Annotated in this window: 14 protein-coding genes and 2 pseudogenes; 7 read left to right on the top strand and 9 right to left on the bottom strand. The window is 67.7% G+C overall.

What is annotated here, in order from left to right:
* Positions 1–264 (bottom strand): annotated as a pseudogene (locus ACWGKT_RS47455) (hypothetical protein); the annotation flags it as partial.
* Positions 265–758: 494 nt separating this feature from the next.
* Here ACWGKT_RS47455 and ACWGKT_RS47460 point away from each other — a divergent pair.
* The 4 genes from ACWGKT_RS47460 (at position 759) to ACWGKT_RS47475 (ending at position 3,139) form a co-directional block, all read left to right on the top strand.
* Positions 759–1,280 (top strand): SigE family RNA polymerase sigma factor, encoded by a 522-nt coding sequence (locus ACWGKT_RS47460; RefSeq protein WP_453278653.1) that lies wholly within the window; start codon positions 759–761, stop codon positions 1,278–1,280.
* Positions 1,277–1,969: a hypothetical protein gene (locus tag ACWGKT_RS47465; RefSeq protein WP_453278654.1), complete on the top strand. Its 693-nt coding sequence runs from the start codon at positions 1,277–1,279 to the stop codon at positions 1,967–1,969. Before ACWGKT_RS47460 ends, ACWGKT_RS47465 begins: the two co-directional genes overlap by 4 nt.
* 65 nt (positions 1,970–2,034) lie before the next feature.
* Complete coding sequence (locus ACWGKT_RS47470) at positions 2,035–2,670, top strand: hypothetical protein (protein WP_453278655.1); 636 nt, start codon at positions 2,035–2,037, stop codon at positions 2,668–2,670.
* 52 nt (positions 2,671–2,722) lie between these two features.
* A complete protein-coding gene (locus tag ACWGKT_RS47475; protein WP_453278656.1) occupies positions 2,723–3,139 on the top strand; it encodes a hypothetical protein in 417 nt (138 codons plus the stop codon).
* A gap of 611 nt (positions 3,140–3,750) precedes the next feature.
* On the opposite strand, the gene ACWGKT_RS47480 is transcribed toward ACWGKT_RS47475, so the two are convergent.
* From ACWGKT_RS47480 to ACWGKT_RS47505, 6 genes are all read right to left on the bottom strand, one after another.
* A complete protein-coding gene (locus ACWGKT_RS47480) occupies positions 3,751–5,349 on the bottom strand; it encodes an acetolactate synthase large subunit (protein ID WP_453278657.1) in 1,599 nt (532 codons plus the stop codon).
* 579 nt (positions 5,350–5,928) lie between these two features.
* The gene (locus ACWGKT_RS47485; protein ID WP_356159245.1) at positions 5,929–6,405 is read right to left on the bottom strand and encodes an acyl-CoA thioesterase; all 477 of its coding nucleotides are present in this window, start codon (positions 6,403–6,405) and stop codon (positions 5,929–5,931) included.
* Positions 6,402–6,884, bottom strand: coding sequence for a TetR/AcrR family transcriptional regulator C-terminal domain-containing protein (locus tag ACWGKT_RS47490; protein WP_453278658.1), 483 nt, complete (start codon positions 6,882–6,884; stop codon positions 6,402–6,404). The genes ACWGKT_RS47485 and ACWGKT_RS47490 overlap by 4 nt, the downstream gene beginning before the upstream one ends.
* 242 nt (positions 6,885–7,126) lie before the next feature.
* Positions 7,127–7,837: a GNAT family N-acetyltransferase gene (locus tag ACWGKT_RS47495; protein ID WP_453278659.1), complete on the bottom strand. Its 711-nt coding sequence runs from the start codon at positions 7,835–7,837 to the stop codon at positions 7,127–7,129.
* Positions 7,838–8,095: 258 nt separating this feature from the next.
* A complete protein-coding gene (locus ACWGKT_RS47500) occupies positions 8,096–8,692 on the bottom strand; it encodes an NADPH-dependent F420 reductase (RefSeq protein ID WP_453278660.1) in 597 nt (198 codons plus the stop codon).
* A gap of 40 nt (positions 8,693–8,732) precedes the next feature.
* Positions 8,733–9,551, bottom strand: a complete 819-nt coding sequence (locus ACWGKT_RS47505) for an inositol monophosphatase family protein (RefSeq protein ID WP_453278661.1) — start codon at positions 9,549–9,551, stop codon at positions 8,733–8,735.
* Between the two features lie 137 nt (positions 9,552–9,688).
* Here ACWGKT_RS47505 and ACWGKT_RS47510 point away from each other — a divergent pair.
* Positions 9,689–9,951 (top strand): annotated as a pseudogene (locus ACWGKT_RS47510) (LysR family transcriptional regulator); the annotation flags it as partial.
* Positions 9,952–10,158: 207 nt separating this feature from the next.
* Positions 10,159–10,515, top strand: a complete 357-nt coding sequence (locus ACWGKT_RS47515; RefSeq protein ID WP_453278662.1) for a hypothetical protein — start codon at positions 10,159–10,161, stop codon at positions 10,513–10,515.
* Here the strand turns inward: ACWGKT_RS47515 and ACWGKT_RS47520 are convergent.
* Entirely contained in the window at positions 10,505–11,386 is an 882-nt protein-coding gene (locus ACWGKT_RS47520) for an acyl-CoA thioesterase (protein WP_453278663.1), read from the bottom strand. The two genes, ACWGKT_RS47515 and ACWGKT_RS47520, sit on opposite strands and share 11 nt — an antisense overlap.
* A gap of 21 nt (positions 11,387–11,407) precedes the next feature.
* Positions 11,408–11,611: a hypothetical protein gene (locus ACWGKT_RS47525; protein ID WP_453278664.1), complete on the bottom strand. Its 204-nt coding sequence runs from the start codon at positions 11,609–11,611 to the stop codon at positions 11,408–11,410.
* A gap of 158 nt (positions 11,612–11,769) precedes the next feature.
* On the opposite strand from ACWGKT_RS47525, the gene ACWGKT_RS47530 reads away from it, so the two are divergent.
* Positions 11,770–11,986: helix-turn-helix domain-containing protein (locus tag ACWGKT_RS47530; protein WP_453278665.1), on the top strand; the 217-nt coding region annotated here is incomplete at its 3' end.

Below are 11,986 nucleotides of genomic sequence, written 5' to 3' on the forward strand. Positions count from 1 at the left end.
ACCGACCGTCTGCCGGTCGGATATGTTCACCCGCGCCTGCGCAACCTCGGCAGGCTCCGGCATGGACGGAGCCGGACGCTCGGACGCCTTGCCCGCGGCTTTGACGGGCGCCGCGGCGGAGGCCCGGCCATCCGGAGCGGCGGCGTCCCGAACGCCGCCACCCGCGTCCGACGAGCAGCCGACGGCCGAGAGCAGAGCAATACAGGCCGCGACAGCAGCGCCGACACGGCCGACGGTCCGACCGGCCGAACGGTCCACGTGCATGAAATCCCCCATGTGAAGTGCGGTTATCGCCTCCCATACGCACGGGCACACGGCCAGGTTGCATCCGGATCGGAACTTTCTCGGAAACGAAGAAGACCGGACCGTCACGAGCCGTTGTCCGATCCACAGGGCACAGTCCTCACCACCCCGCGAATTCATCCCGGACCGGACCGCGGCCTGCGATGACAAGCCTCTCGCCGCTCGACCAGCTCATCGCACCGCTCTCTACGAGCGAGCTTCGGCATCGCTCCCAGCATCCGACTGAGCGGGGAGACGACCTGGTCACTCATGTGCCGGATGGCTGCCGCGCCTACGGCATGCACCCCGATCAGGTGCTCCACGGAGCTTCCACCCGGAGCCTGTGGTGCCCTTCGCACGAGTGGGCGGCATCCCGCACCGCACCATCCCCGGAGGCCCGTCGAACTTCCTGGCCGCAAGGCCCCAACCGGACGGGGGAGTTGTTCGTGATACCGGGTGAGGGGATCGGAGGGAACGTGGCCGAATGGTCGAGGCTGCTGTCCGAGCTCGCGCAGGAGCGCGGCGCGGAGCTGAACCGGTACGGCTTCCTGCTGTGCGGCGATCGCGCGGAGGCCGCCGACCTGGTTCAGGAGGCACTGGTACGGGTCTTCTCCCGGCCCCGCCGTGCGTGGGAACTGGGGGAGGCGGAGGCATACGTGCGTCGCACGATGCTCAACCGCTACCTGGACCTGCACCGGCGCCGAACCCGGTGGAACCGCGCGCTTCCACGGCTCGTGTCCTCTGCGCCGGTTGCCGACCACAGCACGGACGTCCTGCACCGGATCGACCTCATGGACGCCATGCGCGGACTGTCGCCGAGGCAGCGGGCCTGCGTGGTGCTCCGCTACTACGAGGACATGTCCACCGCCGACATCGCGGCTCGGCTCGGCTGCGGTGAAGGGACGGTCAAGCGTCATCTGAGCGACGCGCTCGCCCGGCTGGGCACCCAGTTGCGGCCCCCCACTCAGCACGTCGCGGAGGAAAGGCTGGAGACATGAAGCCCGAGGACGTGCGCGAACAGTTGCTGGCCGCCGCGCAACGCACACCGCTGCCGGGGATCGACACCGAGCGGATCCGGACCCGGGTCCGCAGGCGCAGAGCCGCGCGGTACACCGCCGTGGCCGGGGCGGCCCTGGCCGTGGCCGCCGCGGTGGTGCTGAACACGCTGCCCTCCGCCTCGACACCGGAGATCAAGTCTCCGACGGGCAAGGTACACAGACAGCCTCCGGCGACCAGTGGCGCCCCTCCGGGGCTCCCTCACTACACCTGCGGCGCGAAGGTCCCGGCGAGTACCGGCCGGGGAGCCATGACCGTGCGCATCTCCGACGTACGCGCGGCCCCGGACAAAGCCCCGCAGATCACCTACGCCGTGACCACGACCGCCCCCGCTGTCATCTCCGGTGAGCCGCGGATCCTCGTCCTGAAGGACGGCCGGGTCGTGGCCGGTCAGGATCCCTCCGGACCGGCATCCGAGAACACCACGCACCAGGTGACCATCACCCCCGCCCGTCCACACCGCGCCGAGCGCGCACCCGTGCCGGGCCGGCCCTGCGCGGGAACCACCTGGAGCTCGGCGTGGAAGGACGGCTACGAAGTGGCCGTCGTCCTCGCCACCCAGCCTGCCGCGCCATCCGGCACCGGGGCCCCCGATTCACTGATCGTCGCCCGTGCACCCCTGGCCGGATGAACGGCCGACCTCATGGCCGGCCTCTTCTCAACTCGCACTGCTCTCGACACCTCATGGAGGAACTCATGCGTCGCGCCCTGCTGCCCGCCGTCCCCGCCCTGCTCCTCGCCCTCGCCCTCGCCGGATGCGGAACCCATTCCGACGCGGTGACCGGTGACCAGGCCCACCCCGCCCCGACCACCACCACCTCCCCGCCACTGAAGTTCCAGGACCGCTCCCTGCGCTGCGGTGGCACCATCGAGCCCCCGGTCGTTGTCAGCGGCCACGACGGGTCCCTGCAACTGACCGTCACGTCCCTGCGGCGCCAAGGCTCCACGCTGCGGACCACCTACAAGATCACCTCCCAGGACCGGGCAGAGGCACTCAACCTGCCGATCGTCGATGTCCCGCCCACGGCCCTCCTGATCAAGCACGGGGTCATCGCCGGCCGCCAGAAGCCCGCCGCCGACACTGGTCCGGACGGCAGCCCGGCCCTCCTGTACCCCGTCGGCTGGCGCCCCTACACCAAGACCCTGCCGATCGACAGCCTCTGCCCCGGCACGACGTGGTCCGACGTGGACAAGCACCCCGGCGACTACCAGGTGGTCGTCGTCATGTCGGTCCAGTCGCAGGGAGAACCCTCCGACGCCACGCCGACGGACGGTGTCCACCCGCTGCCCCTCCTCGAAGCCACCCGCGACATCTCCACGAAGAGCCAGTGAACCCGACAGACGCACCCCGGACCCACACCATGGAAGCCCGCCAAGGGCCGGGGTGACGAAGACCAGGCCGCTCGTGCAACATGCGGACACCGTGCCGCGAATCAACCCGTCCGACCGTGACGGATTCCTGCCGACCTGCCGTTCTTTTGCTCTCGTCCCAGGCAGTCGCGACCTCCACGCGTTCGTGGCAGCACCCCTGCTTGGTGGTCACACCCCGCTGGTCCGGGTGCCCGGCGGGCGGGCCGCCGGACGCCCGGAGAAGGCTGACCAGATCCGCAACCGCCAGAAGCTCGGCTCCCGAGGCGGTCGCCCGCCAAAGTTCGACACAGACGACTACAAAGAGCGGCACGCGGTGGCGTGCGGTCCCAACCGGCTCAAGCGCCATCGCGCGGTCGGTGAGCGGTACGACAAACTCGCTGTCCGCTACTACGCGACAGCGCTGGTCGCAGCCATCTCCGAGTGGCTATGACCAGCACTCCTGTACTTCGCAGAGCTACCGCGACGCGCGCGGCGCGGGGATCAATGCCCCAGTGTCCATCCGCCGTGACGCCCGTGCGCCGCCTTCGCGCAGTCACAGCCCATCACAAGATCAGCCCGACTTGCAGGTCGTCTGCGAAGCCGGCCGTGTCCGTGAGTCCGAAGGCCACGACATGGCCAACCACTTCGCTCCAAACCCAGGCGCCTTGCCAAAAGCCGTGAACGAAACAGCAGCGGGGTGGAACTGGTAGACATGATTAATCCTTTATGACAGTCGGATTCGGCAGTCGAGCCCTACGCCCACTCTGCATAGCTTTTCCCTGGGTTCCAAGGGAGGAAATTCCCTCGCCTTGATCGAATCCGGTGGCGTGCAGGCAAGGGGAACCAGCCGCGACGGCGTGTCGCCTTATCTCTTCCACGTAGAACGACTTCCCGGTCGGCCTGCCTTGCAGAAGAAGGATTCCTCCGAGCCGTCCGGCTTGCCCGGTGGTGTCTGCGAACGGTGAGAGGCTTGCTTCCCAGGTTTCCGATCGCATCGCACCCTCGGTCTGCGTGTTCGTTGAAGATCGAGGTCTTTGGCTGTCGCTGTTCCCGAAGACTTTTTCAGGTCGGCTGGAGGATCGCTTCGATGAGGTGTGGTCCGGGTGTGGCCAGCGCGGTGGAGAATTGTTCGGCCAGTTCGGTTGTGCTTGCAGCCCGGGTCGCGGGGACGCCCATGCCGGTGGCCACGGCGGTGAAGTCGATGTCGGGTCGGCTGAGGTCGAAGAGGGCGTTGGCGGCCGGTCCGGCTTGGCCGCCGCCGACGCGGTCCAGTTCGGCGCGCAGGATTGCGTAGGAGCGGTTGTTGAGTATGACGGTGGTCACGTTGAGCTTCTCACGGGCCTGGGTCCATAGTCCGGAGATGGTGTAGAGCGCGCTGCCGTCGGCTTGCAGGCAGACGACGGGCCGTTCGGGACACGCAATGGCTGCGCCGGCGGCCACGGGGATGCCCTGCCCGATGGCGAGGCCGGTCAGCCCGAGCACGTCGTGTGGTGCAGAGTTGGCGGTCGCCGGGAAGAGGGTGTTCATCCCCTCGGTTATGGACTCGTCGACGATGATCGTTTCCTGTGGAAGCAGGGCGCCGATGACCTTTGCCCAGTTCTCTGTGCGCAACGGCTCGTCCGCGATTGGAGGCGGAGCGTCTTGTGCTGGCAGCACTGCGAGGGTGTCCGGCGCGACGATGTCTGCCAGTTCGCTCAGCGCGTCGACGACATCGAAGCCCTCCTCGGGGACGAAGTGGTGCACGCGCGTTCCCGGTGGAGTGAGAAGGCCCGGACGGCCCGGATAGGCGAACGATGCCACTGGTTCGCGTGCTCCGACCAGGATCAGGTGCTTGATGCCTGCCAGTTGCTGGTTGACGGTTTCAGCCCGGTAGCCCAGGGGCTGAATCGCCGGTACGCCTGCACCGCGCCGCAGCCGGGCGGGCCAGGTTGGGCAGAAGACGGCGGTTCCGGTGGCTTTCTGTATCCGGGCGGCAGCTTGCAGGCCGCGCTCACCCAGTCCGGCGCCGCCGATCAGCAGCGCGACGGGCTCGGCACCGGCGACCAATGCAGCTGTGGTTTCCACGTCTGCGCGGGTGACGGAACGCGGTGGCGGTGCCGGGAGGTGTGGCGCGGGCGGGGCGCTGTCTTCCCAGGAAAGATCGGCGGCCATGATCAGTGTTGAGATCGCGCCGGAGGTGCCGGTTTGTGACCGGTCCGGGGCGCCGGGCACCCCGGCACTCATCGCCGCCGCCACGGCTGCAGCGGTATCGGGACCGATGTGCGCCGAGGTCATTGGCCGGCGCACCCAGTGGGAGACGGTCGCGGCTGCGGCATCGATGTCGGATTCCAGGGGCGAGTCGAGCTCCTTGTGCGAGCGGGCGTGGTCGCCGATGACGTTGACGATCGGGGTGTGCGCTCGGCGGGCGTTGTGGAGGTTCGCCAGGCCGTTGGCAAGGCCCGGGCCGAGATGGAGCAAGGTCGCGGCCGGCTGGCCGGTCATGCGGGCGTAGCCGTCGGCGGCCCCGGTCGCTACTCCTTCGAAGAGGCACAGCACACCGCGCATGGCCGGGTGGCGGTCGAGCGCCGCGACGAACTGCATCTCCGACGTACCCGGATTGGCAAAGCAGACGTCCACACCGTTGTTGAGCAGGGTGCGCAAAAGAGTCTCGGCACCGTTCATAGAAGCTGATCGCCTTCCAGTGATCCTTTTTGAGCCGTGGTGTTCTCGCTGTTAGAGGCCGGTCACTCACACCGCTGGCACATCAGCTGGGACGCGGGCGTCGACTGAGGGCCAAGGTGTGATGCCGCTCTAGCCTCGCCCGAGCGTTCGCGGCCGCAGCAGGCCAAGGAACAGATAGCCACCGTGCTCGCTGGTGGGGGCACCGTCCAGCTCGATCAAGATGGGCTTGCGCCATTCACGCCTCCGTGCTCGCGGCGCTCGGGGACAGGGACCTCGTAACCGGACCACCTGGCACATCTACACGCCCGTCCGTTCCGCCGATGCTCCCGCCGGCTGGATCTACGAATGCACCGGTGCCGGCACTGCCACGGACGACTGACGCTCGCACGATGCCCCTCCGCGCGGACGCCCAGACAACTTGACCGAAGGGAGTAGGGCCCCCGCGTCGCCCGTTGAAGGGCCGCACCGCAGCCACCTTCATGACCGGAATCGTCGATGGCCGGACGTCCCGCGATACAGTCGTCCGCCGGCTTGGAGCCGGCAGCACGACGTCGGTCGGGCAGCAAGATGGCTATGCCATCAAGAGGCGGGCCCCGTCCCCGCCTGGGGCTGATCGCTACTCTTCGGCAGTTCGATGGTCCGGGACACCTCACGGGCTCGGTCGGACCACGGCGTGGGCTGCAACGTGGTGCTGTCGAGACGAACGACGGTGCGAGTACCGTGTGCGTGCGTGGTCCTGCCCTCGTCTGAGCACACCCGGTAGCCTACGGTGGCCGAAGCCCTGCCCATGTGCTCCATCCACAGGTGCACCGCGCACTGACCAAGGCCCCTCACAGGGACGTCGTAGGTGATGGTGAACGCCTTCACCACCTGGAAGCCGTCCCCTTCGAAGCCTGACGCGCCGCCGAGGCCCTGCCCCCGACCGAACTCCACCCACGCTCGCTCGACCCAGACCTGATACCGGCTGTTGTGCAGCATCCCCATCGGGTCCAGATCGTCGAAGTGGACATCCACTGGGATAAGGACCCCAACGTCGGTGCTCGGCAGATGGTTCATGTTTCTCTCCATACGATTCGCCACGATTGGCGAGTTGACGGGGTGGATACGGGTGCGGACCAGGCCGACGACGTCCGGGAAATGGCGCGGTGACGGCCGGGGTTCGCGTTGCGGACGTCTGCCGGGTCGGCGCCGAGTGTGATCACTCGGAAGGTTTCCAGTCTCCGCTTTTGCTCGGTCAGGCTGGAGGATTGGCTGGCCGCGTGCGCGGAGATCAGGGACACGGACAAGGTCACCAGCCGGTGGTACCACTCGGGGATGAGTTCCTCGGGCACTCCGGCGTCGCTGAGGGCCTGCAGGGTCTCCTCGATCACCAGCTGGCTGCCGGGCCCGGTGCCCGGATAGTGGCTGGCGTCCTTCGCCAGCTGCGGCAGCGCGGCGTAGGCATCCCATGAGCGCAGGATCAGGTCGAGGAGCCGTGCACGCCAGGTCCCCTGCCGCTGGTAGCCGTGCATGGCCTGGACCAGCACATGGTCCACGATCGCGAGCATCAGCTCGGTGCGGTTGCGGAAGTGGCGGTACAGGCTGATTGACCGGTCGCGCCCAGAGCATGCTCTGTCCTACGGAAGTCTCCGAGCCGTGGTGCCGCGCCTTTGCCGACTGCTGCCCGGCGGCGGAAGACGACGGGGCGGGCGTGAAAACCGGGATCCCGACACCATCGGCCCGTTTGGTTCCGGCATCGTGCCGCACAGGGCTTTGACGGAGTGCCTGGTTCATGGACCTACCCCGCCACCTGGAGCACAGTGCCCAGCGTGGGCCCGTCCCTGCCCGTCACGCGGGCGTGCAGCCCCCGCAGGATGGACAGCGTGCGCTGGTTGTCGATTCCTGTCATGGCCGTGATCTCATAGCAGTCGAGGGTGTGGGTGCGCGCGAGGTCCACCGCGTAGCGGGCAAGGAGCGTGCCCAGCCCCTGCCCCTGCCAGGAGTCCTCGACGAGGATGCCGAGTTCACGGACATGCGGGACTGGCGTCCGGAGCAGGTGGGTGACAGCGATGACGCGGGTTGGTTCATGGAGCGGGACCGTGACCAAGGTCGTCCCGTTGGACCAGTCGCACAGATACCGCCATTCGCGGGCTGTCACGGTCTGCCGGGCAGTGTGGTAGCGGGCAAAGCGCGATTCCCACGAACACCGGGTGTGCATCGCGTTGACTTCGCAAAGGTCGTGGAGATAAGCGGTTCGGGTCGAAGTGAGCTGGTTCGCGCGCGTGGTCATCGGCCGTGGCGCGGGGTTGACCAGCAACGAGGAAACCGCCAATTGCGACACGGCAGGTGTGGGCTCTCGCGTACATTCGGGGCTTCCCGGCGGAAAAGTGCCGCTCTGATCAGCAACTCCCGAGCTAGCGCCCTTCTTCGTCATCTGGTCTTCTTCCTCCACCCAGGTCTTCACTGGCCGTATGAGGGGCTCCTTGTAGTAGCCCTGCGCGAGCTCCACCGCCGTGGTCCTTTGGCCTGCCGGGATCAAGAAGGCGCGGCAGATCTTGTGTTTCAGGGTCAGTCGAGCTCCATCGGGACGCAGTCGTAGGCCAGGTGCTTGGCGACAGCCCGTGGAGTGCGTGGGTAGTCCGGTCTGGGATTTCTGCCCGAGGCGCAATTTGATCCACGAGCCTTTGGTGGGGGGCTTCTTGCCCCAGGCCCAAAGTGGAGGATCCGGCGAGGTGATCCTCCCAGGGCGAAGTGCACTGTGTGCGGGTCAGCGGGCGATTGAGATCGCGAAGGGCGTGAATCCGGTGGACCGGATGACGTGGCGGACGAACAGGATCGCGGCTTCTGTTGCGCGGGCGGTCTGGATCCCGCCGAGGTCGGTGATCCAGTCCTTGTGCCAGCCGAGGTCGGTGAGCAGTTCGTGGACGGTCTGCTTGGCCTGGGGGTCCTCGCCGGAGAGGAACGCGGTCGGCGGCTGGGTGAGCGTTGTCGGCGCGGTCATCACCGGGAAGAGCATGGTGTTGAGTGTCTTGACGACGCTGGTTTCGGGGAGTGCTTCCTGGAGTTGTTCGGCGAGGCTTGAGCCGGGGTAGAGCAGGTCGGCGGGCAGTCCGTCCGGTCCGTCGACGGTGGCGTTGGAGACGTCGACGAGGATCTTGTCGCGCAGTTCCTCGCGCAGGGCGGCGAGCCGGTCCAGCGAGCCGGCTCCCGGGGTGGCGTTGATGACGATCCGGGCTGTGCGGGCGGCGTCGGCGGCGGCGCCCGGCGCGCGGTCCGCCACGGTCACCTCATGCCCTGCCCGGGTAAGAGCGGTGGCCAGGTTGCCGCCAACGCGGCCGTTTCCGAGAACTGCGATCGTGGTCATGGCGATTCGTTCCTCTTGGTCTTTCAGTTCTCGTAAGGGGTCAGCGCGAGAGCGTCGATACGGCTTCGGCGTGGACGCCGGGTGCGGCGGCCAGGAAGCTGTTGCTCTGCGGGGTCCAGGGACGGCCCTCGGCGTCGGAGATCTGTCCGCCGGCCTCGGTGACAAGCAGCGCGCCGGGGAGCAGGTCAGCTCGGGCGCCGGCGAACTGCCAGAAGGCGTCGATCCGGCCGGCGGCCACGTTCACCAGGTGCAGGGTCGCGGGCACAGCGACGCGCACGACGAGCGCGTCGAGGAGCATCGCGGTGATCGAGGAGCCGACGCGCCGCACGACCTTCTCGTTCTCGTCCGGCCGGGCCTGACTGGTGGCCACGATGCTCAGGCCGAGGTCCGCGGTCTGGGAGACGTGCAGCGGCCGGCCGTCGAGGTGGGCGCCCGCGCCGGTGAGCGCGGTGTAGGTCTCGCCGGTCAACGGCAGGTGGACCACGGTGAGCACCGGCTGGTTGTCCCGCACGAGGGTGGCGGTCACCGCCCACTCCGGCAGGCCGTGCAGGTGGTTGACGTTGCCCTCGGCCGGATCCACGACCCACCATTCGCCGGACGGCAGCGCCCCGCCGTCCAGCTCCTCCTCCACCCAGCCGGCATCCGGGCGCAGTTCCGTCAGGGCGGGGCGCAGGATGTCCAGGGCCGTGTCGTCGTTGGCGGCCAGCGCGCGCATCAGCTCTTCGCGGGTCTGGTAGCGGACCACCTCGCCGAAGCGCTCGCGCAGCGCCGAACCCGCCTCACGCACGGCGATCGCGGTCCGGGCGAGCAAGTCGGCGTCGGAGCCGGCCACTGCGGTGGTCTGAAGCGTTTCGGACATGGTGGTACTCCCGTCTGAGGAGGGGTGATGGCCGGTCGAGGGCCGAACTGCGCGTTACTTCTTGCGCTTTCGCCTCAACGGTATGCAGCGCCGTAATTAACTTCAAATGCATGTCAAGCACGGATAGGATTACTCGTATGCAATTAGATTTGAACCTGCTCGCCGCGCTCGACGCGCTGCTGGAGGAGGGCAGTGTGGCCGGGGCAGCCGCACGCCTGCATGTCACCGCCCCCGCGATGAGCCGGAGTCTGGGCGGATTCGGCGCACGACCGGGGACCAGATCCTGGTGCGCACCGGCCGCACCATGACCCCGACGCCGTACGCGATCGCCGTCCGGGAACAGGTGCACGAGCTGCTGCAGCAGGTCCAAGGGGTGCTGGCACCGAGTGAACTCGATCTGGTACATGACGATGCCGTCATTTGGCATCGCCATCCGCACCTCCGCTAATCACCAACTGCCTCGGGAACCAGTCGGCCAACGCTGGTCCTGGAGATCGACGAAGTCACGCACGAGTTCACCGCTCGGGGCCGCCAGTCTGCCCAAATGAGAGCCGGCGCTGGAGTCCATCAGGTCGTCGACGGCCTTGGCGACGGCGCTCTCGGTACCGTGTTCGCGATCCAGCGGATCACCGCGGAGAACACCACCCTCAAGCAGCGCGTTCGTCAGCTCACCACCGACAACCGCACCTTGGAGGAACGCCTGAAGGCCGCTCGCTCCAACCTGCGCTTCCAAGACCACCGCGTCGCCGGCCTGGAGGCCAAACTCGTCGATCCGACCGCGATCACCAGACCTCGACGCTCCATTTCGTCCGAACCTGCGGCCTGGCCCCCGGACCCGGCGGCCAGGCTGTGTCGGCGAACGACCGGTTCGCGGCACGACAGGGCGTTCGGCGGTCGCGTGCTCAGCGATATGACAGGACGTGAGCGCGTACCGGTCATCAGCGACGGCGAATTCACGAGCTGATCCATTGACGGGACCAGGCGAGTGCGGTGGCGGACAGCTTGCCGCGTGGTGCGGCTGCGTCCGCGGTCCCCAGACACTGTCCGCCGTCGAACAGTCCCAGTTCGTAGTGCACGGTGTGCTCGTCGTGTCCGCTGACGGCGATCCCGATGTCGTAGGAGCGAGGGTGAAGGACTTCACCGAGGTAGGTCACGCGGTAGCGCCAAGGGAGGTATCGGGGGAGCTTCCTGGCAGCGTCGTCTCCCAGCAGACGGTGTGCATAGGACGCGATCGCCTCGTCGTACCAGCCCAGTTGGGCGATGTAGTTGACGTGCCGGTTGAGGTCGACGTCCCCGACGCGGCTGTGGACGGTGGCAGCGGCCGGGTAGGACTGCCGCTCGCGGCGACGCGGGTCGGGTTTCGACGCGACGGCTGCACTGGTTTGCGGCAGTTGCAGCTCCTCGAGGTCGGCGCGCAATTCATCCGGCAGGATGATCGGCCCGGACTCGTCGGCGAGGACGAGGGTGGCCTCAGCCGTGGCGACGAGGTGCCCGTCGACGAACATGCCCTGACCGTAGGTGTACGAGGACCGTCCGATCGCGCGGATACCGGTGCCGATCCGGACGGTCGCGCCGACCTTGCCGAACGCCGTCTGCCGTTCAACATGCTGGCCGACAAACAGGATCTGGTACGGGTTGAACCCGCCGTCAGCCGTGAGCTTGTCGAAGCGCGAGAAGCGCAGACCAACCCGGGGATGCTCGAACAGACGCGACAACGCCACCGTGCTTGTCGTGCCGTCCGGTGCGAGGTCGCCGAACCGTTGCACCACCTGCTGGTGGTCAGGGAAGTCGTCCTCGGCCAGGAGCGCGGCGTTGGACTGTTCGTCGATGGTCAACGGTTGTTCCTTTGAGGATGGTCACCAGGTTATGGGCAGGGATCGCAGACCGTAGATCAGTGCACGGTGCTTGAAGGCGGCTCTGGCGGCGGGGTCGGCGAGGCGCGACCCGGGGAACCGCTGCAGCACGGCCCGGACATCGTCGTAGCGGCTGAAGAGGGTGGCCTCGTGCCCCAGCGGCGACCGCACCCGGTAGACCTCGCCGGAGCCAAGCCGGCTCCGCACGCCCGGGGCCGATGTCGAACCCGGTCCGCAGGGTGACCAGCTCGTGCAGGTGTGTCATGGGCTCATTGAACCTCATGCACGCACTGCGCGCAACACTGCGTTCAACGCTGCCTTCGTCATTTGGTGAAGCACCCACTCCGCTCGACTAAGCTGTCGCCATGCGTCAGCGGTGGAGTAGGCAGACCATCTTGGACACTGCCGTGGAGCTGATTTCCGGCTCCGAGAAGGACGAGTTGTTCAGCATGCGCAAGCTGGCCGCCGAGCTGGGTACCGACTCCTCCAGCCTGTACCGCCACTTCCGCAACCGCACCGAGCTGATGCTCGCGATCGTGGACCATGTGCTGGTCCAGGCCATGCACGGCTACCAGCGGCAGG

This window comes from Streptomyces sp. NPDC054794, from assembly GCF_053611585.1.